This window comes from Bacillus lumedeiriae, from assembly GCF_044891285.1.
Taxonomy (GTDB): Bacteria; Bacillota; Bacilli; order Bacillales; family Domibacillaceae; genus Pseudobacillus; species Pseudobacillus lumedeiriae.
The window spans coordinates 56,984-80,127 of sequence record NZ_JAUIYO010000010.1 but is presented as its reverse complement, the minus strand read 5'-3'; the positions used below and the strand labels follow the sequence as shown (position 1 = coordinate 80,127).

Annotated in this window: 17 protein-coding genes; 10 read left to right on the top strand and 7 right to left on the bottom strand. The window is 40.1% G+C overall.

Annotation, left to right across the window (positions count from 1 at the left end):
* Positions 1 to 17 precede the first annotated feature (17 nt).
* From QYG89_RS12440 to QYG89_RS12420, 5 genes are all read right to left on the bottom strand, one after another.
* Entirely contained in the window at positions 18 to 1,364 is a 1,347-nt protein-coding gene (locus QYG89_RS12440) for a TRAP transporter large permease (RefSeq protein WP_404317786.1), read from the bottom strand.
* Positions 1,361 to 1,855 (bottom strand): TRAP transporter small permease, encoded by a 495-nt coding sequence (locus QYG89_RS12435; protein ID WP_404317784.1) that lies wholly within the window; start codon positions 1,853 to 1,855, stop codon positions 1,361 to 1,363. The genes QYG89_RS12440 and QYG89_RS12435 overlap by 4 nt, the downstream gene beginning before the upstream one ends.
* Before the next feature lie 30 nt (positions 1,856 to 1,885).
* A complete protein-coding gene (locus tag QYG89_RS12430; RefSeq protein ID WP_404317782.1) occupies positions 1,886 to 2,923 on the bottom strand; it encodes a DctP family TRAP transporter solute-binding subunit in 1,038 nt (345 codons plus the stop codon).
* Between the two features lie 17 nt (positions 2,924 to 2,940).
* The gene (locus QYG89_RS12425) at positions 2,941 to 3,714 is read right to left on the bottom strand and encodes a class II aldolase/adducin family protein (protein ID WP_404317780.1); all 774 of its coding nucleotides are present in this window, start codon (positions 3,712 to 3,714) and stop codon (positions 2,941 to 2,943) included.
* Between the two features lie 65 nt (positions 3,715 to 3,779).
* Positions 3,780 to 4,736 (bottom strand): D-2-hydroxyacid dehydrogenase, encoded by a 957-nt coding sequence (locus tag QYG89_RS12420; protein ID WP_404317779.1) that lies wholly within the window; start codon positions 4,734 to 4,736, stop codon positions 3,780 to 3,782.
* A gap of 303 nt (positions 4,737 to 5,039) precedes the next feature.
* Between QYG89_RS12420 and QYG89_RS12415 the strand changes: the two genes are divergently transcribed.
* The 5 genes from QYG89_RS12415 (at position 5,040) to QYG89_RS12395 (ending at position 12,889) form a co-directional block, all read left to right on the top strand.
* Positions 5,040 to 6,446: a sigma-54 interaction domain-containing protein gene (locus QYG89_RS12415; protein ID WP_404317777.1), complete on the top strand. Its 1,407-nt coding sequence runs from the start codon at positions 5,040 to 5,042 to the stop codon at positions 6,444 to 6,446.
* A gap of 369 nt (positions 6,447 to 6,815) precedes the next feature.
* The gene (locus QYG89_RS12410) at positions 6,816 to 8,171 is read left to right on the top strand and encodes an aminotransferase family protein (RefSeq protein WP_404317776.1); all 1,356 of its coding nucleotides are present in this window, start codon (positions 6,816 to 6,818) and stop codon (positions 8,169 to 8,171) included.
* 181 nt (positions 8,172 to 8,352) lie between these two features.
* Positions 8,353 to 9,768 (top strand): FAD-binding oxidoreductase, encoded by a 1,416-nt coding sequence (locus QYG89_RS12405; protein ID WP_404317809.1) that lies wholly within the window; start codon positions 8,353 to 8,355, stop codon positions 9,766 to 9,768.
* Positions 9,753 to 11,054 (top strand): (Fe-S)-binding protein, encoded by a 1,302-nt coding sequence (locus QYG89_RS12400; RefSeq protein WP_404317774.1) that lies wholly within the window; start codon positions 9,753 to 9,755, stop codon positions 11,052 to 11,054. The genes QYG89_RS12405 and QYG89_RS12400 overlap by 16 nt, the downstream gene beginning before the upstream one ends.
* A gap of 392 nt (positions 11,055 to 11,446) precedes the next feature.
* Entirely contained in the window at positions 11,447 to 12,889 is a 1,443-nt protein-coding gene (locus QYG89_RS12395) for an aldehyde dehydrogenase family protein (RefSeq protein WP_404317771.1), read from the top strand.
* Between the two features lie 122 nt (positions 12,890 to 13,011).
* Here QYG89_RS12395 and QYG89_RS12390 read toward each other — a convergent pair whose 3' ends face one another.
* Positions 13,012 to 13,335, bottom strand: coding sequence for a helix-turn-helix domain-containing protein (locus QYG89_RS12390; protein ID WP_404317769.1), 324 nt, complete (start codon positions 13,333 to 13,335; stop codon positions 13,012 to 13,014).
* 464 nt (positions 13,336 to 13,799) lie between these two features.
* Here QYG89_RS12390 and QYG89_RS12385 point away from each other — a divergent pair, with 464 nt between their 5' ends.
* The 4 genes from QYG89_RS12385 to QYG89_RS12370 are packed head-to-tail and all read left to right on the top strand — an operon-like array spanning position 13,800 to position 19,125.
* Complete coding sequence (locus QYG89_RS12385) at positions 13,800 to 15,542, top strand: DUF2334 domain-containing protein (protein ID WP_404317767.1); 1,743 nt, start codon at positions 13,800 to 13,802, stop codon at positions 15,540 to 15,542.
* A gap of 5 nt (positions 15,543 to 15,547) precedes the next feature.
* Positions 15,548 to 16,822, top strand: coding sequence for a glycosyltransferase family 2 protein (locus tag QYG89_RS12380; RefSeq protein ID WP_404317765.1), 1,275 nt, complete (start codon positions 15,548 to 15,550; stop codon positions 16,820 to 16,822).
* 21 nt (positions 16,823 to 16,843) lie between these two features.
* On the top strand, positions 16,844 to 18,016 hold the full coding sequence (gene wecB, locus QYG89_RS12375) for a non-hydrolyzing UDP-N-acetylglucosamine 2-epimerase (protein ID WP_404317763.1): 1,173 nt from the start codon (positions 16,844 to 16,846) through the stop codon (positions 18,014 to 18,016).
* Between the two features lie 14 nt (positions 18,017 to 18,030).
* Positions 18,031 to 19,125, top strand: coding sequence for a glycosyl hydrolase family 8 (locus tag QYG89_RS12370; protein ID WP_404317761.1), 1,095 nt, complete (start codon positions 18,031 to 18,033; stop codon positions 19,123 to 19,125).
* A gap of 92 nt (positions 19,126 to 19,217) precedes the next feature.
* Here the strand turns inward: QYG89_RS12370 and QYG89_RS12365 are convergent, their stop codons facing one another.
* Positions 19,218 to 20,942: a sigma 54-interacting transcriptional regulator gene (locus QYG89_RS12365; protein WP_404317758.1), complete on the bottom strand. Its 1,725-nt coding sequence runs from the start codon at positions 20,940 to 20,942 to the stop codon at positions 19,218 to 19,220.
* A 403-nt stretch (positions 20,943 to 21,345) separates the two neighbouring features.
* Between QYG89_RS12365 and QYG89_RS12360 the strand changes: the two genes are divergently transcribed.
* Entirely contained in the window at positions 21,346 to 23,124 is a 1,779-nt protein-coding gene (locus QYG89_RS12360; RefSeq protein WP_404317756.1) for a hydantoinase B/oxoprolinase family protein, read from the top strand.
* Positions 23,125 to 23,144 lie beyond the last annotated feature (20 nt).

The window sequence follows — 23,144 nt, the reverse complement described above, 5'->3', positions numbered from 1 at the left end:
TACCCGATTTTCTTCATTTAACTAGCCAGGCTTGGCAGGAAGGTGGAGAAAAACGGAATATAGCTTATGAGAAATAGGATGAATAGCATAACAACAAACAATGGGATCGCTGCGGCCGCTATTCTCTCAATCGAGATATTTCCTATGGCTGAAGCGACGAATAAGTTGACACCAACAGGAGGTGTAATAAATCCTATCGCTAGAGCGGTTACGAGAATCACACCGAAGTGGACAGGGTCTACTCCGACTTGTGTAACAATTGGAAGCAGGATCGGAGTCAAAATAACGAGCGCTGCAATCGTGTCCAAAAATGCGCCCACAACGAGCAGGAACAAAATAATTAAAAAGAGGACAATATAGACATTCGTGGAAAAGCCAAGAATGAAGTCAGCAATTTGCTGCGGGATTTGCTCGATATTTAATACGTAAGCAAAGGCGATCGATAAACCAATCATATACAGAGTAGCTCCAACGACTTGGATCGTCTCTAAAGCGCTGTCATATATGTCCCGCCAGCTTAGTTCCTTATGGATAAACATACCTACGATTAAGCCGTAAATAATAGCAACTGCTGCTGATTCTGTAGGGGTAAAAATACTTCCGTAAATCCCCCCGAGAATAATAACGGGTGTAAGCAGGGCCCATTTTGCTTCATAAAACGTTTTCAACACGTGTTTGAAATCAATTCGCTTTGCCTTTATTTGTTCAATCGCTGCTGAAGTCTCGTTTAATGCAATGCTTTCTTTGGAGACAGTGGAAGCAGCCTTTTGAGCTTTTCTTTTGATGATAAAATAAGAAACGATCATTAAAGAGACACCAATCATGATTCCAGGTAAAATGCCGGCAAGGAAAAGGCTTCCAATTGAAACACTTCCGACGACACCGTACAAAACAAAAGGAATGCTCGGAGGGATGATCACACCAATGGCTCCGGCAGAAGCTGTGATGGCCGCTGCAAATCCCCGGCCGTATTTCTCTTTATCCATTGCTGGGATCATGAAGGAGCCGATAGCCGCAACCGTTGCGGGACCGGAACCTGAAATAGCAGCGAAAAACATACAGGTGAGCACCGTGACCATTGCTAAACCGCCCATAATAAAGCCGACTAATGAGCCTGCAAAGTCCAGCAGTCTTTTGGAAACGCCGCCTTTACCCATTAAAATACCAGCCATCATGAAGAAGGGAATCGCCATGATGGGAAAAGAGTCAAGGGATGTAAAGACTTTTTGTGTTAATGTCATGACAGGAATGCCATCAGTGAAAAACATGGCAGTGATTAAAGTGGAAAGACCGATAGCAATCCCTATTGGAACGCTTAAAGCAATGAATACAAATAGAGACGCAAATAGCACAAGGGTTGTCAATTTTTCATACCTCCCTCATTTAGACCCGGCTTCAAAATATAAATCATTTCCTGGATCAGCCTTAATGTCATTAATCCTCCCCCAATAGGTACAGCTAAGTATACGATCCACATTGGAATACCGTTAGACGGGCTTATTTGCCCTGTTTCATGAATACTTAAGATTAATTGAGTTCCATTAATGACAAGGAATAGAGCGAAGAGAAACCAAAGAAGAAGGGCTATACATTCGATCACTTTTTTCCCAGATTCATTGACTATGTTCTTCAGCAGTTCCACTCGAATGTGTTTTTGTGCGCGAACAGCATACGCTGCACCGATCCAAGCTATCCAGATTAAAATATATCTGGATAGCTCTTCACTCCAACCGAGAGAGGAACTAATTAAATATCTAAAAATGACTTGTGCAAATACTAAAGCAACAATGAGTAACAGTGAAGCGACGAGCAGCCATTCTTCAATTTTTGCGTCCCTTATATTTTTTTTCATCATTTATTGTTCCTCCTGGTTATAGGACTTGCTTTATTCTCCTTTAGCTGCAGCCATTGCCGCATCTACGTAATCTTTACCGATTTGGCTGACATACTTATCGTAAATGGGCTGAAGGTGCTTTCTGAATTTTTGTTTATCCTTAGCGGAAAGTTCGTTTACTTTCATTCCAGCCTCTTTTAATTTAGCTAATTGCTCTGTATCTTGTTTGTGAGCCAATTCCCTTTGATGTTTAGACATTTCTTGTGCTTCAGATACAAGGATTTCTTGTAAGTCCTTAGGCATGGAGTCTAGTTTTTCTTTATTGATGACAGTGATGAGCGGAGCATACGTTTGATCACCAATCGTCAAATACTTTTGCACTTCATAAAATTTCATCGCATAGACTAATGAAACAGGGCTGTCCATTCCGTCAAATGTATTTTGCTGAAGAGCAGAATATGTTTCTCCAAACGCAAGCGGCGAAGAGTTTGCTCCCATTGAATCAAAAGCATCCTGGTACAATTTGTTTTCAATTACACGGAATTTCAATCCTTTAAAATCGTTCGGCTCTTTAATCGGACGAACGTTATTTAAATATTGGCGGAATCCATTTTCACCATACCCAAGTCCGACAAGCTTTTGGGCAGGGAGCAGTTCGTTCAATTTTTCACCCAGTTGACCGTCTAATGCTTTATGCGCTTCATCCCGCGTAGGGAAAATGAATGGTAAGTCAAATACCATAAATGCCGGTTCAAAGCTTGCCATTGTTGGCGTAGCCACCATTGTCATATCTACATTTCCTAGTTGTGTCGCTTCGACCGCTTCACGGTCGGAGCCGTATAATTGGCCGTTAGGGAAAATTTTCAAGTCGATTTTGCCATCTGACTTTTCAGCTAACTTTTCTTTAAAGTCTAACAGCGCTAAATGTGAGGCATGGTCTTCTGGTACAGCATGTGTGATTTTCAGTTCGACTGTATTACTGTCTTTACTCTTGGCACCTGTATCTGATCCACTAGATGCACAGCCTGCTAAGAGAAAGGAAAAGGCGAGAGGAATGGACAAAACCTTTGATAATTTTTTCGTCTTCATATATAGCACCTCTTTTTTTAATTTAATAGGTCCGGTTCTTGTTTGACGATACGCTCCCACATCGGTTGAAAATTAATTTTTGCCTGCGGTGAGCCGACTTCTCCCCGCGTTTTGATCGCTTGATGATGGTCAATATTTATTGGAGTGCCTGCAGCTTCTGCCAACAATTGTGCTTGGCACGCACGGTCCATAGAAATGAACCACCATATTGCTTCTTCTACTGATTTTCCGACCGTTAATAGTCCATGGTTTCGGAGAATGACAGCTTTATAGTTTTTTAATGCCGCGGCAATCCGGTCACCTTCTTCGACATCGAATACAACACCTGTATAGTCGTCAAACAAGCCATGATCCTCGTAAAATGCGCAGGCATCTTGTGTAATTGGTTTAAGCAGTTTTCCAAGAGAAGAAAAGCTTTTTCCGTAGATCGAATGTGAATGAGCCGCAGCAATGACATCAGGACGGGCTTCATGAATTCTTGAATGAATCGCAAAGGCTGCCTTATTAATCGGTTTGTTTCCCTCCACGACTTTTCCTTGATGATTGGCTAACACTAAGTCGGACACTTTAATTTGGCTGAAATCCATGGCGAATGGGTTGACCCAAAAATGATCGGTGTATTCGGGGTCCCGGGCAGTAATATGGCCAGCGACACCCATATCGTAATCGTATCTGGCAAACAAGCGGAAAGAGGCGGCTAATCTTTCTTTTCGGTATTGACGTTCTTCTTCAATCGTTCTTTGCTGGCTGGCAATCACCGTTTCTTGTTTCTTCATGTATCTAACCTCCAAACAAATAGGTGCCTTTTTATTAACCTGCGATTGTTCAAAATAGCCTTTGTCTACACTCTCATTTTTCAATAGCCTTTGTTTAAGTCAATGTAATAGGGGGGCTGTTCATTATGTTGATAAGCTTCTAAATTTAGGGCGAATTTTTCTAGTGCTCTTTCGTAATATCGCCACGTACGAGCTGCCATGTGCGGTGTGATCAGTAAATGCGGAGCATCCCACAATGGACTGTCTTCTGGCAGCGGCTCCTCATCAAAGACGTCTACCGCTGCGCCTTTGATGCTGCCGTTTTCTAAGCTGTCTATGAGGTCCTTATTATGAATGAGGGAGCCGCGCCCTAAGTTAATTAAGTAAGCGCTTTCCTTCATAATGGAAAATTCACGTTTGCTCATGCAATGGTAGGTTTCTGGAATGCTTGGCAATAACAATAGAACAAAGTCGCTTTTCTTTAATATATCTTCTTTATCTTTCATCGAATACATTTCATCGAAAGGCGGCTTAAGCGTGCCGCTCGTGTTGACACCAATCACATGCATACCAAAATCTTGACATCTCTCCGCAATCGCCTGTCCAACTGTGCCCGCTCCAAAAATAGCAATCGTCTTTCCATATACTTCATCGTCATGTCCGCGGCGGTTCCAAAGGTGCTTTTGTTTATTGATCGTATATTGCTCAAAGTTTTTTGAAAAATATAGAATCGTGCTCATAGCATGTTCAGCCATTGGTATGCCATGGATTCCTTTAATATTTGTGAGTAGAATGTTTCGCTTTTTAAGTTCTTCTAAAGGGATTTTTTCTACACCCGATTGAAACACTTGAATCCATTTTAGAGATGGCATTTGTTTAAGTGCTTCTTCTGTCACATCCGCGCCATAGGTCAGCCAGATTTGAATCTTTTGTAAAGGGATTTCTTTTTTAACATCTAAAAAATGTTCTTCTATCCATACCTCCATTGGATGAACAAGCTGAATAAGTCTTAATCGTTCTTTTTCAGGTAATTGATCGGGCAAGGATACTAATAACACTTTTTCACCTCCCTTAAATGGTTTAGATAACATTAAGCAAATTACATGCCAAAGGTAATGGTTATGTTCTTTTGAAAACAGGTGGATTTTATCACCCTTTCATGGGATTTCTTTCTGGATTTCAAGTGTTGAATCGAAAACAAATCAATGTTGAGTTATTTTCGATTCAAGGAAATGTGACAATTTTGTTAAAAATTTTAAATATTCATTCAATTTGATTCTTTATCGCTTCAACTATCCGTGATAAACTGTTGATAAGTTAAAATCGATCCTTTTTTCAGAAATAAATAAAGGGGGAAGAGGATGTTAAAAGAAAAATCTCCACACTTGTCTGAGTACTTTGAAGAATTGTTAAATGCCATTTCTGACGGCATATTAATTTCTGATGGCGAGGGGATCGCCTTATGGATTAATCAAGCGTGCTTAAATTTTATTAATCGATCAAAAGAAGAGATCGTTGGCAAAAGCTCAAAAGAACTTGAGAGAATGGGGATTTTCAATCCGTCTGTCACTAGCATGGTACTTGAAGAAAGGACAATGGTCAGTTCGGTACAATTAACTGAAACGAAGAGAAAATTTATGGTTTCAGGACATCCGATTAAAAATGAAAAAGGACAGATCGAATTAGTCATTACACAGAGCCGGGATATTACAGGGATCGTTCGAACGACTTCCAAACTAGAGGAAATGCAGATGCTTTTGAAAAAATATAGCCGGGAAATTATGGAGATCAAGAGGAAGAGTCACAACGAGGAATCCGGTGATTTTTTTATTGGAAAAAGCAAGGCATACGTTTCGATGGCCAATCTGATGGAGAAGGCGGCTTTCGTTGATACGACAATCCTTATTACAGGAGAAACAGGCGTAGGAAAGAGTGAAATAGCGGCGAGAATTCATCAGTTAAGTGAGCGGAGTAAAGAAACAATGGTTGAAATTAACTGTGGTGCACTGCCGGAATCACTCATTGAATCGGAGCTGTTCGGCTATAAAAAGGGGGCATTCACCGGAGCTAGTAAAGATGGAAAGAAAGGGTTAATTGCCCAAGCAGATGGCGGTACATTGTTTTTGGATGAAATTGGTGAATTGCCCATTCAATTACAAGCTAAACTATTACAATTTTTGCAGCAGAAAAAGTATACTCCTATAGGAGATACACGTACTTATACAGCTGATGTTAGAATCATCACCGCTACTAACCGCAATTTGCAGCAGTTGGTGACTGAAGGGAAATTTCGTTCGGATTTGTATTACAGATTGAATGTTTTGCCAATGAAAGTACCATCTTTGCGTGAGAGACAAGAAGATATCTTCGGTTTGCTTCAGATGAACTTGAAGAAGTTTAATAAGAAGCACGGCCGGCAATGCAAGCTGACTCCCGAAGCCCTCCAATTATTGAGGAGTTATCCGTGGCCGGGAAATATTCGTGAACTCGAAAACCTTGTCGAGCGGTTAGTCATCACGGCACCTACATATGAAATCACCCCTACTCAATTATCAACACACCTTTATGATTCGCAGGAGCTGCCTTTCAATCACTTCCAATTGGAAAAAGGTCAATCATTGACAGAGAAGCTGGAAGAGATTGAACAGAAAATCATTGAACAAGCATATGAAAAGTGTCAAACGACACGAAAAACAGCGGATGAGCTTGGAATCAGTCAATCTTTATTAATGAGACGGTTAAAAAAATACCAATTAACAAGAAAATAAGGACCGCTAAATGGCCAGTGTGTTTCAAAAACCCTTTGAAGCACACTGGTTTTCATGTTTGTAAGGTGGAAAAAACTCCATTTTCGTCATGAAATGATGCTCATAAGCCTTACTATTCATGCAAATAAGCATTAAAATCTTTTCTTATGTTTTGTTAAATTCCTTTGTTGATTTATGCTGGGGCACTCGCTTTCCGCGGGCGGCCGAGGAGTCTCCTCGCTGCTCCTGCCTCTAAAGCTCAAAATTAACACTAGTCATTAACATAGTTTTTCTTTAAAAGTAGCAGACCATCATTATAATAAAGCTGGCATACGAATTGCATTAGTGTAAGTGAGCAACGAATCTTTTTTATCACAAGGGGGAATTGTAATGGAAAAAATGAATATAGCGGTTGAAGAAAGCGTACAAGAGACAATCAATGAATTAGTTGAATTAGATAAAAAGCATTTTTTACATCCTACTTCATCAATTAAACAGCAGCAAGAACAGGGACCTGCTTTTATTTTCACAGAAGGGGAAGGGATTTATTTAAAAGATATGAATGGAAAAACGGTCATTGACGGGTTGTCCTCACTGTGGAATGTCAATATTGGCCATGGAAGAGAAGAGCTGGGCCAGGCGGCGATGGAACAAATGACGAAACTCGGTTTCAGCTCCTGCTTCGCTACTTTCAGCCATGAGTCTGCTATTCGATTGGCAGCAAAGATCGCTGAATTAACGCCGGAAGGGTTGAATACAATCTTTTTCACGTCGGGTGGATCGGAGTCGAACGACACCGCATTTAAACTTGTGCGGAACTATTGGAAATTGCAAGGGAAACCAGAAAAGAAAAAGATCGTTTCACGCAGGCAGTCTTATCATGGTGTGGCTATGGGGGCGACAAGCGCAACCGGCCTTAAACCGTTTCGGGATTTTACAACCTCATTAGCACCGGACTTTTATTACGTGGAAAGTACAGGAGAAGCGCTGCGGGCATTTATTGAGGCGGAAGGAGCTGATACGATTGCTGCTTTTATCTCTGAGCCTGTTCAGGGAACGGGAGGAGTTCATCTGCCTCCGCAAGATTACTTTAAGGAGATTAGAAGCATTTGTGATGAGTACGATATTTTATTCATTGCCGATGAAGTCATTACCGGTTTTGGCAGAACAGGGACATATTTTGGAATTGAGCAATTCGGTGTCATTCCAGATGTCATGAGCGTGGCAAAAGGTATCACGAGCGGATATGCGCCACTAGGCGGAGTGATTATATCGGAGAAAATTCATCAGGAATTAATAGACAAAACGGAAGGAATGTTCATGCATGGGTATACGTACAGCGGTCATCCGATGGTGTGTGCAGTCGCATTGAAAAACATAGAAATTATCGAGCAGGAAAACTTAGTGGAAAACTCCAAGTTGATGGGAGAAGAAATGCTAAAAGGCTTCAAATGGCTGCAGCAGGAACATAAAATTGCCGGAGAAGTGCGGGCGCTCGGTCTAATGGGGGCCATTGAAATTGTAAAAGACAAGAAGACGAATGAACGATTTGCTGAGCCGGCCGCTCCTTTAGTTGTTGAAGAATCCATGAAGCGCGGACTGATCCACCGGGGAGTAATCTACGAAGGAGCAGATACGCTTATTTTTGCACCGCCATTAATTATTAATAAAGAGGAAATTAACAAGATGATCGAAATTCTTGATGATGCTTTGACGGCTGTTGAAAAGAAGCTGGGGATTAAATAACCGGTAAATTATGGTGAAGCTATACTTATTTTAATGAGGTGAGCAGTTCCTAGAAGCAGCCATAACTATTGCTTCTAGGAATTTATTATTTGTGAATCTCCCATAACTCCAAATGGTATGATGGCTATAGAACTTCTGAAAGTTTATTAGATGAATAAAAGGGGGAGATTGAGTGAGAGCGATGACACCTATTCATATTCAGGAAGTAAAAAACATCGTAAGAACTGGAAGGGTTCTCACTGATGAAAGTGATCTTTTTAGTTATTCGTTTGACGGTTCTTTCGGTACATACCTTCCAGATGCGGTTATTCAGACGAACAATGTGGAAGAGCTAGCGGCACTCGTAAAGCTCGCAAACGAGGAGAAAATTCCTGTCTATCCGCGTGGTCAGTCTACTTCCTTGAGCGGCGGTCCGCTCCCTGTGAAGGGCGGGATGGTCATTGACTTATCCGTAATGGACGACTTGCTTGAAATTGATGAAGAGGACTTGGTAGCTATTGTTTCACCTGGCGTGTTAACGGCGGATATTCATAAGGCAACTGAACAAAAAGGGCTGCTCTATCCGCCTGATCCAAGCAGTTCGCACGTATCGACGATCGGCGGTAATATGGCTGAGAATTCAGGCGGACCTAGAGGATTAAAATACGGAGTGACAAAGGATTATGTGATCGGCTTGGAAGTCATCACTCCACAAGGGGACGTCATTCAAACAGGTGGAAGAACAGTGAAAAATGTAACGGGGTATGATTTAACGAAACTCATCGTCGGGTCAGAAGGGACGCTTGGAATTATTACGAAAGCGATCTTGCGGCTTATTCCTAAACCGCCAGCTTCCGAGACGATAATGGCTGTATTTGATAGTCTTGTTGATGCTGGAAGTGCCATTTCAAAAATATTATCTTCAGGCATCCTGCCATCAAAAATGGAATTGATGGATCAGGCATCAATTATGGCAGTTGAAAATTACGAGCCGCTTGGTCTGCCGATAGAGGCAGAGGCGCTTATTCTTATTGAGCTGGATGGACATCCGTTAGCAGTTAAGGACGAGGCAAAACAAGCGGCTGATCTTTGTCGGCTGATGGGAGCGAGAGATATTCGAATTCCCAAAAATGAAGAAGAAAAAGCAGAAATTTGGAAAGCGCGCAAGCTCGTATCACCTGCGATTGTACGGATCAAGCCGACTAAAATCTCAGAGGATGCCACCGTACCAAGAAGCCAAATTCCAGAGATGTGTAAGCGGCTTCAGGAAATTCGAGATAAATACAATATTCATTTAGTCGTATTTGGTCACGCAGGAGATGGAAATCTTCATCCAAACATTATTTGTGATAAAAATGATAAGGAAGAAATGAAGCGCGTTGAACAGGCGGTTGCTGAAATTTTTACTGCCGCAGTTGAAATAGGAGGAACGCTCTCCGGTGAACACGGAATTGGAGTCATGAAGGCTCCCTTTATGGAAATGGAGCTAGGGGAAGCTGGCCTCGACATGATGAAGCGTATTAAAGAAGCTTGGGATCCGAACGACATCATGAATCCTGGGAAGATTTTTCCGAAACCGGGACAGAAGCTGGAGTTGATTGAATGGAACGAAGCTTAGAAGCATTGCGAAAAGAGTTGAACTATGAGAAGACCAATAATTGTGTCCAATGTGGCTATTGCCTGCCGGTATGTCCAACGTATATGACGATGGGAAAAGAAACTCACTCTCCACGAGGAAGGATCAACCTCGTCAAAATGGCTGGTGAAGGGAAAATTACCGATCTTTCGGTGCTGGAAGATCCGATTAATCTGTGCCTTGGCTGCCGTGCTTGTGAAACTGCGTGTCCAACTGGAGTAGAGTATGGTGCGATTCTTGAATCTGCTAAAGCAGCGCTTACCCGGCGGAAAACATTTTCAGTTCCCGTTAAAACATTACGAAACGTGTTATTTAAGAAAGTGTTTCCTAGTAAAAAAGCAATGAAAGTGTTAGGGAACGGATTGTGGTTTTATCAGAAGAGCGGCGTTCAAAAAGCGATGCAAAAAGTAGGGGTGCTCGAGAAACTCCCTTATCATATGGGGACGTTTGAAGCGATTACTCCGAATGTCGTTTCTCCAAAAGAGAGAAGCAGTTTGCCGAATCGGATCAACGCGAGAGGGAAACGGAAATATACAGCAGCATTTTTTACGGGCTGTATTATGGATGCGATGTTTCAGCGGATCAATAGACTGTCGATCGAGTTATTAGCTATAGCTGGCTGCGATGTTGTGATCGTGGAGAACCAAACGTGCTGCGGTGCCTTGCACGCTCATTCTGGTGAAATAGAAGAGGCAAGAGAACTGGCTAAGCGCAATATTATAGCTTTCGAACAAGAAAAAGTAGATTTTATTGTCAATAATGCGGGCGGCTGTGGAGCGATGCTGTATGAGTATGATCATCTTTTATCTGATGAAGCGGAATGGCATGAACGGGCTAAACAGTTTCGTATGAAGTCGAAAGACATTAGCGAAGTCCTCGATTTATGCGGGGGGATCCCGATTGAGAAAGGAAAGGCTGAACGTGTGACGTATCAACGATCGTGCCATTTAACCAATGTACAAAAAGTTCATAAGGAACCACTGAAGCTCATAAAGGCTATTCCTAATGTACAGTTGATTGAAATGAATGAAGCGGAAATGTGCTGCGGCTCTGCGGGAATCTATAATGTTGTGAACTATGAGGCATCAATGGAAATATTGGACAAAAAAATGGGCAATGTGAAAAAGACGGAAGCAACGACGATTATTACGACAAATCCAGGCTGCTTGCTGCAAATGAAGCTGGGCATTGAACGCGAAAATTTATCACCACAAGTACGTGCGCTGCACCTGATTGAATACCTTGCTGAGGCAGCTGGAATTAGTTAGGGTGGTTGAGAGATGACTATTCCAAAGGCGAAAATGCAGAGTGTTTTTATATAAGGATATGTCAATGACTATTGTTGATGTTGCCCCCAGCGGAAGTCAATAGGAGAGTTTAACAACGCCTTGTATAAAGAAAATAGTTAATTGGATAGGGAGAAAGGAATTTTATTATTTTAATTGCAAGAAAATATGCTAAAATAAAAAAAGTTCCTCTTTTCACGTCACTTTTACCAAATGTAGAATTCGCACTTCCGCTCACTTTACGGCATAGTCTGGGGAGAAATCGCCACTCATTTGCGAGTGAATGATAGATAGAAAAGATACTAGGAACATATGCCAATTGCTTTTTTGCGAAAGCAGTGTAAGTGATTAATGTTATAACAGGAGGAGAAACAATGCGTTATTTGAATTACATTAATGGTCAGTGGAAAGAACCAACTACAGGGGAATACCGGGAAAATAATAGCCCGCACAATGGAGAAGCTTTAGGTGAATTTCCGTCAAGTGCAAAAGAAGATGTACAGGAAGCAGTAGCAGCTGCAAAGGAAGCGTTTTCCTCATGGAAGAAACTTTCTTTTCAACAAAGAGCTGCATATCTTCAAAAAGCTGCAGCGATTTTAACAGAAAATGCAGAAGAAATAGGAAGAGACTTGGCGCTTGAAGAAGGAAAGACATTGGTAGAGGGCATAGGAGAGACGAAGCGTGCGATTAGTATTCTTGAATACTATGCAGCAGAAGGACTTCAGCCGATTGGTGATGTGATCCCGTCTGCTAACGCAGAGACACTTCTATATACAACTCGCGTGCCGCTTGGTCCAATTGGATTAATCACTCCATGGAATTTCCCGATCGCCATTCCTGTTTGGAAGCTTGCGCCGGCGCTTATTTATGGAAATACAATCGTTATTAAACCAGCTGATTTAACACCGAAATCCGTTTATCACGTGATGAAAGCATTTGACGAAGCAGGCCTTCCAGCTGGGGTGGTAAACTGTGTATTCGGCAGAGGATCTGTAGTAGGTAATGAAATTGTTGATCATCCAGAAATTAAAGCTATTTCCTTTACTGGCTCGAACCAAATCGGCTTGCAAATTCAAAAGCAGGCAACAGAAAAAGGGAAAAAAGTTCAATTGGAAATGGGTGGAAAAAATCCGCTGATCGTTCTTGCTGATGCTGATATCGAAAAGGCAGTCAGCATCGCTATTAACGGTGCTTTCAAATCAACTGGTCAAAAATGTACAGCAACCAGCCGTGTCATCGTTGAAGAAGGAATTTATGAGGCATTTTCTAACCGTTTAGTTGAACGGACAAAAGAGTTAAAAGTAGGCAACCCGCTTGAAGCAGACACATTCATGGGCCCATCCGTTTCAAAAAGCCAGCAAGAAGGCGTATTGGCGATGATCGAGGCAGGCAAGGCAGAGGCGGATCTTTTATGTGGAGGCGAAGCTCCGGCAGAAGCGGATCTTTCTAACGGTTTTTATGTGAAACCAACTGTCTTCGGGAATGTTCCTCATGATGCCCGTATTGCACGCGAAGAAATCTTCGGACCTGTCATTGCGTTATTTAAGGTAGCTAACTATGATGAAGCTATTGAAATGGCTAACGATACAGAATATGGATTAAGTGCAGCCATTTGTACAAACAATTTAACACTGGCTAATCGTTTTGTTGACGATATTGAAGCAGGAATTGTCCATGTGAATTCAGAAACAGCTGGTGCAGAACCGCAAGTGCCATTCGGCGGCTGCAAAGCATCCAGCACGGGATCACGCGAACAAGGCAAAACAGCCATTGAATTTTATACACAAGTGAAAACTGTTTATATGGATCGCATGTAAGCACTTTTCATTTTAATAGAATAAAAAAGCCCCCCTGGTTACGGTGATTACGAACTGTATTCAGGGGGGTTCATTATTGTTCCTAGTTTTTTATAAAGCTTAAGAAGGGATAATACGTGCTGTTAGAGAGATCTTCTATATTTAAGATACGATTGAAATTCAAGAAATTCCTCCTTTGTCATTCCTTCATCCAGCCCAGTTTTTAGTAGGCGGATCCATTCCTCGTTTACTCCCACGTCGGATGCTGTTTTACTTTCTTCGAGAAAATAATCAGTCGTTGTATCAAGAGAGGAAGCAATTTTAGAAATGATGTGAAGGGACGGTTTGATTTTAGATTGTTTTTCTAAATAAGATAAATAGGATTTTGATATTTGCGCCTTGTTTGCTAGTTTCGTAATGGAATACCCCTTTTGCATGCGCAAAGCTTTTATTTTAGCGCCTATCATTTTGTAAGCTCCTTTCCTTTGTTATTAATGTTCATTATAATGAACATTTTTGATTTTAAAAGTATTTTTTAAAGGATAGAAAGTTAATTTTGTTCTTTATGAAGAATAAACAGGCAAAAAGACCTATTAAAAGAGTAGTAGGTCTTGTGATATACTCAATGAGAAAATAGTTCTTTATGAAGAACAAATTTTGATTAATTAAATATTTTCATTTTCTAAAAAGAACAAATGAGGTATTTGTTCCTGATTCATTAGTATCTTTTACTATATTAAATAATTAATAAACTACAAATCAAAAAACGTTCTGCAACATGGCGTGTAACAATAGAAGAGGTTGTTAATTTTCAGGAGAATAAAGGGCTTTTTTTTGTTATTTTGTTCGTTATAAAGAACAAAATCATTCTTTATAAAACAAAACAGAAGTACCGTCTATCTTACTACACTAACTTATTGGAGGAAGAGGAATGAAAAACGGCCATAGAAAAATGAGTAAAAGAATGGTTATTTTATTGATTTTTGTGACTTCGTTTACCTTGTTTCTACAAGGACCGAACATCAGTGCAGCCAAAAAAAGCGAACCAAAAGTTTTAGTCATCTATACATCAAAAGATGGAAAGGTTGATGAGTATCAGCGATCGCTAGATATGATAATCAGCCACTTTACTACTGATGTTACATTTATTAGCAGCAGCGAGGTAGGAAAACAAGATTTAACAGCTGTTACCCACCTGTTCTATTATGGTCAGGTTGCTAGTCAGCTCCCCCCTGCATTTGTGAATTTATTTGATGATTACGAGGGTACCTTTGTAGCTATTGGTTATAATTCGGATCAGCTAGGTGATCAATTTTCGTTTATTAACCCGTTACATGAAAGGGAAATTAATCAGCTAACTTTAACGAGTAGCAAAGAAAAGAAATTGGACTTAGACCATCAAAACATCGTAGACACTCAACTGACTAAAAATGCTGAAATATTATTAGAAGGAAAAAAGGTGGGAGACACAACAGCCTATCCCGTAATGGTTAAAAAACAAAATCACTATTATTGCGCGTTTGACAGCATGTCTTCAAGAGAATCTATTTTATTTGGGGAAGTCCTTCATGATATTTTTCAGCCGGATCATACTGCTAAACATCCAGCGTATATTCGACTCGAAGATGTACATCCGTTAGTAGACCCTAAAAATATCAAGGAAATTGCAAAAGTATTAAAAGAAAAAAATATTCCATATATGGTAGCGGTCATTCCTGTCTATATAAACCCCGAAACAGGGAAAAAGTATCACTTCTCCGACTCTCCGGAGCTGTTAAAAGTGTTAAAAGAAATGCAGAAAGATGGGGGCAGTATCGTCCTTCATGGCTATACTCATCAGTTTAGAGCTAGTGAGACAGGGGAAGGATTCGAGTTTTGGGATGTTGAGCATAATAGACCGATTTATGCTGCTGCTGATAAACCATTCACCTTGCGAAAAGAAAGCGACTTTGGCACGAAAGCAGCATACGAAAACTATTTAAATAAATTGCAAAAGCACGAAAGAAAATATATTGAAACAAAGTTAACAAAAGGAATTCAAGAATTGGCTAGCTATGGGCTCTATCCGCTGGCTTTTGAAGCACCGCATTATACGATGTCGCAAAATGGATATCAAGTAGTGTCTGAATATTTCTCTACATATGTGGGGCAAGTACAGCTAAGTGATGAAAATTGGGGAATAATGGACGGGGCTCCGTATATCACATCTCCTTCTTTCTTAAATGGAATGCAGCTGCTTCCGGAAACGCTGGGTTATGTGAGACCAGATGATCCTAAGGCGGTTCAGAACATAATGAAAGAAGCTGAAATCATGAAATTGACAGAAGACGGCATGTTGGCTGCTTTCTATCATCCTTATTTGGGAGTCGATGGTTTTAAGAAGTTAATCGAGGAAATGGAAAAACAACCGAATATCTCGTGGATCGATTTAAAGCAAATGGATGTACAGGTGAAAGCGGATAAGGTTGGTATATACACGGAGAATGGTGAAATCAAAGTGGATATAGACCGTGGAGGATTGCTGTTATCATCGAGTGACTTCTCGTTATATTACTTTATACAGTTCATTGAAATCATTGTTTGGGGAATGGCTGCCATTGGGGGATTAGCAGTTATAGCATTTGTTATGTTTGCTGTTTTTCTTCACAGTAGAAAAACTAAAATGGAGGGATGATGATATTGGCAGATTTATTTTTATATATTTCACTTTTCTTAATTTGGTATATGTTATTTTACCACGCGTTTCTCATGGTTGGGGGATATTTACACTCATTGAAATACGGGGAATTTAAGAAAAAATTGAACACACCTATAGAGGACTTTCCAAAGGTCAGTATTCTGATCCCAGCGCACAATGAGGAAGTAGTGATTGAAGATACGATCAAATCGATGATTCGGTTAAACTATCCAAAGGATAAATTGGAAGTCATTGTTATTAACGATAATTCAAGCGACCTTACCGGTTCAATCATAGATGACTATGCTAAACAATACTCATTTATTCAAGCTGTCCATACGAAACCGCCACATGCGGGGAAGGGAAAATCGGGAGCGTTAAATCAGGGGATAAAGCATTCTACAGGAGAAATTATCGTTGTGTACGATGCCGATAATACGCCCGAGCCTGATGCCATTCACTATTTAGCTTTGGGATTGAAGAATGACGAGAAGGCCGGGGCCATGGTAGGAAAGTTCAGGGTAGTGAATGCCAACAAAAACTTACTTACGAGGTTAATCAATATTGAAACATTAACCTTTCAATGGCTGGCTCAGGCCGGCCGCTGGTTCTGGTTTAAGATGACTACGATTCCAGGCACAAACTTTGCTATTCGCCGATCTATTCTGGAAGAGCTGGGAGGCTGGGATGAAAAAGCCCTTTCAGAAGACACGGAACTAAGTATCCGTGTGTATAATCTCGGATATTATATTCGCTTTTTCCCGGCAGCTGTCACTTGGGAGCAGGAGCCTGAAAACCTAAGAGTATGGTGGCGTCAAAGAACGAGATGGGCACGAGGGAACCAGTATGTGATTTTTAAATATTTGTTCAGCCTTCATAAACTAAAAAATAAAAAAGTGTTTATTGATCTTTTTTATTTCTTGTTTACTTATTTTTTGTTCTTTGGCAGCGTACTGCTTTCACACGCAATCTTTGTCGTTAATTTAGTAAATGATTTAGGGTTATCTATTGGAGCTGTATCGTACGTATTATTAATTGTCGGTTTTCTTCTTTTTGTGACGGAGGTATGTTTAGCGTTAAGTATGGAAAAAAACCAGTTAACAATGAAAAATTTTTTAACAGTCTTACTAATGTATTTCACTTATTCGCAAATGTGGATATTCCTGGTCGTATATTCATCATGTTTGGAGATTAAGAGGGTCATATTTAGGCAGGAAGTGAAATGGTATAAAACCCAGCGGTTTAAACAAGCCAAAAAGGAAAATTATCCGGCATAGTGATAATTAAAATATTAGAATATGAAAAAAGGCGGGATTGTAATGAAAGTGATGACGATTTTTGGAACAAGACCTGAAGGGATTAAAATGGCGCCCCTTGTAAAGGCATTAAAAAAGGAAGAAGGGATAGAATGTGTGTTTGTTAATACCGCCCAGCATCGGGAAATGCTCGACCAAGTACTGACCCTTTTTGAGATTACACCAGATTATGATCTCAATATGATGCAGGCGGGCCAAAAGGTAGAGGAATTAACAGGAAAGATGTTTTCTAAACTATCCGCTATTATCGAAATGGAAAAGCCGGATTTAGTTCTCGTACATGGAGATACGACTACGACATTTGTCGGGGCCTACTCGGCCTTTCTAAAAAAAGTCCCAGTCGGTCATGTGGAGGCGGGTCTGCGGACAAATAATGTATACTCCCCATTTCCAGAGGAGATGAACCGGCAGATGGTGGGGCGGCTGGCAAGCTATCATTTTGCAGCTACGCAAAGAAATAAAGATAATTTATTAATGGAAAATATAGAAGAGGATGCGATTCATGTCGTTGGAAATACCGTGATTGATGCACTGCTTGAGGTGGCATCAAAACCATATCGTTTTTACGGTGAATTAGGCGGGATTTTCTCTGCCAACTTAAAAACTATTTTATTAACGACACATAGAAGAGAAAACTTTGATGAGCTTCAAAATATTTATGAAGCAGTCAATCAATTAATTGATGACTATAAAGATATACAGGTTGTTTTTCCTATACACAAAAATCCGGAAATTCGTCAGAAAGTAAATAAAGCCTTTCGAAACAGCAGTCGGGTTCATTTAATTGAACCGCTGGATTATGAAAGCTTTGTTCATGTAATGAAACAATCATATCTAATTATTACAGATTCAGGAGGCATTCAGGAAGAGGCACCTTCACTTGGAAAGCCTGTTCTAGTTGCTAGACATACGACAGAACGGCCGGAAGGGGTTGAGGCCGGGACCCTGAAGCTTGTAGGTACGTCGGCACAAACGATTTATGAGGAATGCCGCAAGCTCATTCTCAACCCGGTAGAATATAAAAAAATGGGAGCGATAAGAAACCCATTCGGAGAAGGAAATTCCTCAGATAAAATAATTGAAATCATCAAGTCTAGCCTAATGGCTGAAAGGCCGTCTTTCGCTCGTCTGCAGCAACAGGCGGCAGGCAAGTAGGGCAAGATGAAAAAGTGAGAAAACGAGTGTCTCTTATTTTAACTATGGTGTTTGTCAGTGGTGTTCTGCTGCTCTTTCTTTTTAATAAAGAAAAGACAGCAGAGCCGTTCGCTGCTGAAGAGTTTATAAAAAAGTGGTTAAAGAATGATAATGGTACCCTTGCTACTTATATGAAGGAAGAGAAAGCAGAAGACGAAGATTTCGTTAAAGGAAGAGAGGCGTTGTCGGAAACTTTAGGATTATGGATGGAATATGCACTTCAAAAAGAAGATAAGAAACTTTTTGAAGAGTCTTATAAAACATTAAATCGCTATTTTTTAGAGGAAGATGGTTTTGTCTATTGGAAGTTAACAGAATCCGGGCAGAGCAGGGTTTCAGCAAATGCACTAGTCGATGATTTGCGAATCAGCCTTGCATTATTCCAGGCAAAGGAGAAGTGGAATGAGGAGCGGTACGAAAAGGCAGCTGTTCGTATAAGTGAATACATTGTGGAGTTTAATAACTATCAACATGTGTTAACCGATTTTTACGAGAGAAATGATCAGTATGCAAGCCCCATCATTACGCTATCTTACATTGAACCGGAATCTTTGAAGAAGCTGCAAGCACGCCATTTGATAGACGGGGAAACTTACAAGAATATGCTAAAAATATTAAAGAATGCTCCAAATGATGGAGTATTTTATCCAAAAAAGTTTAATGTGAAGAGTAAGAAATATCTCTTCGATCAAAACGTTAATATGATTGATCAAGCGCTTGTTGCCTTTTACCGAGCGAAAAGTGGTTTTTCTACTACGCTGTTTTCTAATTTTATTAAGAAAGAAATAGATACGCATGGCGTGATATTTGGTCAATATAATAGAGTGACGGGGCAGCCAGCGGTGGAATACGAATCACCTGCTATTTATGGATGGCTGATCCTATACTGCGTAGAAATAGGCGAAGAAGAACTAGCAAAAATATTATTTAAAGAGATGAATAAATTCCAAAATACAGATTCGGATTACTATGGAGGTTACTCTGTATATAAAGAAGACACTCACATATTCGACAATCTCGTTCCTTTGCTAGCGGAAAGAAAACTGTATAACAAGGGTCTTATCAATTAATCAGTGTCAACTCCTTTACTGCTTTAAATAGATAAAGGAGCTGGCACTGATTATTTTGTTTAAGCTGCTTTATTAGGTAATCCAACGGTGCATTACTCTTTTTTAATGTATTTTTTTATTTTTCGAATCGCTGTTGATTGATTAATCCCAAGCAGATCAGCAATTTTATAAGAGCTCGTATGTAAACTGTATGCTTTTCGAATGAGCTGTTCTTCCATTTGATCCTGAGCTTGTTTTAAGGAACAGATGTCATTAACTTGCACGATGTAATCGCTCGTTTCCTTATAGTAAATATTCTCAGGTAAATCACTCATCGTAATTTCATTTTCTTCAGCCGTAACGACTAGGCGCTCGATTAAGTTTTCTAATTCACGGACATTGCCGGGCCAATGATGGTGAGTGAGTGTATTTTCTACTTCAAGTGACAGATAAGTATTGAGGTTATATTTCTTATTCATCTTATTTAAAAAGTAGTCAATCATGTGCGACACGTCTTCAGGACGTTCCCTTAAAGGCGGAATGTGAATAGGGACCACATTCAATCGATAATATAAATCATCTCGAAATTTGCCCGCATCAACGAGTGCTTTTAAATCTTTATTCGTTGCTGTGATAATTCGAATATCGACATCAATCGATTTTGAATCTCCAATCGGTTCGATTTTTCTTTCTTGAAGAGCCTTTAATAATTTAACTTGTAAGTGAAGGGGCATTTCACCAATCTCATCTAAGAACAACGTACCGCCATTCGCTTGTTCGATCAGCCCTTTTTTTCCTTCTTTATTTGCCCCAGTAAACGCTCCTTTTTTATATCCAAAAAGCTCCGACTCAATCAAAGTATCCGGTATGGCTCCGCAATTAATGTGAATCATTGGCTGTTCTTTTCGCGGGCTGTGATCATGTATAAATTTGGCGATGACTCCTTTTCCTACTCCAGATTCTCCAGTGATCAAAACAGTTGTATCCAGCCGGGAGATTTTATTGACCACCTTAAATATTTTTCGCATTTTTGGCGACAACGCGATGACATCTGCCGGCTGCTTATGAAAGCTGTGCAGCTCTTCTAATTCAGACTGATACGTTTTTAATAACACTTCACTTCGTTGGATTTTTTCCCTTAGATGTTTAAGTTCTGTAATATCTCTCCCTGTAAAAATGATATTTGTCATTTCTCCCTCTTCATTAAATACAGGATTAGCGATGACGTGAGCGGTTTTCCCCGTTTTCGTCCGCTGAATCATCGAAACCTTTTCCTGACGTTGTTTAATAATTGGATAAAGGGATGGTGAAAAGAATCCTTTTTCTACAAGCTTAAAAACATCTTTTCCTATTAATTGTTGAGCATTCGTTCCATATAAGGATTCACCGGCAGAGTTGATAAATAGTGTTTTCCCTTCAGCGTCCGTAATAAATATTTCATCTTGGCATGCATTAAGAATATTATCAATCGGCAAGTTCAGCAATTTGGATTTAAGTGTTTTATTTGATTCTTGAGGAAATTCAGTGATGGGATGAAGTGTGCAAATAACTTCTTGAAGGCTTTTTTCTTTCCGTACTATTAAAGAAAATAAATGGCTGCCTAACTGGATCTTTTTTTCAAGATGAGTCGTTTGGGCAAGCAAGTCTTCTATTCTTTCTTCTAGAGGAAACAGTTCAGTAAAAGTCTTATTTACAATGTTAGATATAGGAAGGCTGAGCAGCTGACACGCAGTATCATTACAAGTTGTGATCAAGCCGCTGTAATCCATCGTTAAAACTCCGAACGGAAGATGATTAACCATGATTTCAAATCGGGTGTTAGCAGTGCTTTCTAGCAAATGATCCACTCCTCGTTCTAATAAGTATCTTATATTGTGAAAGAAAATTATGAATATTATAACATATTACTTTCGTGATTTTCTATTAGCATCCATTATTTTTGCGCCAAGTTAGTGAAAAGTGGCTAACACTAAACAATGGGGAAATGACTCATCATCATGCAAAAAAGCATTAATTCTTTTAAGTGTAATGATAAAAACATGATGAAAAATAGCTTTGAAAGCTGGCATGTAAGTTGCATTACAAAAGATATGACGCTCTTTTGAAAATCAATGAAAGCGTTTTTAAGGAGTTTGAAAATGAAACGCAAACAAATTAAACATGAAGGGAGAAAGAATAGAAAAAATTCATACAGAAGCTGCAAGACAGTGATTAAAAAATGATCTAAAAGGAGAGGTGTATATGCAATCTACAAAAAAAGTGGATCCAATTACCCTGGCAGTCGTACAAGGGACATTAGAAACTACTCAACGTGAAATGACTCTAACGATAGAAAAAACAGCAAGGTCAAGTGTTTTGAATTTAGCACATGATTATTCAAATGCGTTATTTAACTGGACACCGGAAATGATTTTGCAGGGGCAGGACTTGGCGATTCATCTAGGATCATTGATGCCGGCAGTTCGATCCATTAGTTCTTATTTTGAAGGTGACATTTATCCGGGAGATATTATTTATCACAACGATCCAATGTACGGAGGAAGCCACATTTTGGACTGTTGTATGTATAAGCCTATTTTCTTTGAGGGAGAGCTAATCTTCTGGGCAGTCAGCAAAGCCCATTTAACTGATATGGGAGGGCCTGTTCCGGCAAGTTATAATCCGGATGCTAAAGAGATTTACGCCGAAGGATTGAGAATTCCGCCGATTAAGCTTTGGGAAAAAGGTAAGGAACGTAAAGATATTTTAAATATGATTCTTACGAATGTTCGTTCGCGACGTGATCAAGCCGGAGATCTCCGTGCACAACTTGGAGCGGTTCAAGTGGCCGAAAGGAATCTGCTTCGTCTACTAAAGAAGTATGGAAAAGAAACGATTAAAGCCTGCATTGAAGAATTACTTAACATGTCTGAAAAGCAGATGAGAAAGTTTATTAGCAATGTCCCTGATGGTGTATACAAAGGACAAGGGATAGTAGAAGATGCCGGACATGGTTATGGGGATATTAAAATAGAAACAACTGTAACTATTCAAGGAGAAAACATGCATATTGCCTTAAACAGTCCGCCCCAAATCCCTTACTTCATCAATTCGTACTACTCTAACTCATTTTCTGCCGCCTGTCTTGGCATTATGATGTTTACGCAAGCACCAGCACCATACAATGAAGGGATGTATCGGCCAATTACTTTTGATGCAGGACCAACTGCTTCATTGACAAATGCGATGGAGCCTGCTCCACATGTGAACTGTACAACTACACCTTCCGAATCTATTACAGATTCCGTTCGTGATGCTTTGGAAAAGGCGATGCCACACAGAGCAGTTGCTTCTTGGGCCCACTGTAACGGTATTAATATAGCGGGAGTTGATCCGCGTAAGAATAATGAAGAGTATGTTTCGATGATATTAGCTACTCAAGTTGGCGGAGCAGGTGCGATACCAGGTGTGATGGACGGCTGGAATGCGATTGGCCCTCAGTGTGATTTTGGCGGGTTAAACAGCGGGGACATCGAACTAATGGAATATAAATATCCGATTGTTATTCATCGTTACAACTTAAGAAAGGATTCTGCATGTGCAGGAAAATGGAGAGGTGGATACGGGACTGTCTGGGAGGTAGAACCGATTGATCATACGATGTCTGTGATTGCGTTTGGGGAAGGAAGAAAATTCCCACCGCAATCCGCGCTAGGGGCATTTTCAAAACTGATTGATAAAAAAGTAGCTTACTTCGAGAAGACGGACGAGTATGGAAAAACAGAAAAGATTATAAAGAATGGTATTTATGAAGTGAACCCAGGAGAGAGGTTTTCTGCATATGCCCCGGGCGGCGGAGCAGGGGGGAATAATTATGAGCGTGACCCTGAAAAGGTTTTAACAGATGTAGAAAGCGGCCTTTTATCTATTGAGGCAGCAGAAATTGAATACGCCGTAGTGATCGATTCGAATACGATGAAAATTAATGAGGGACAAACACACTTACTAAGAAAACAGCTAATGGAGCTTTCAACGATTTAATAATTAATTATTAATCTACC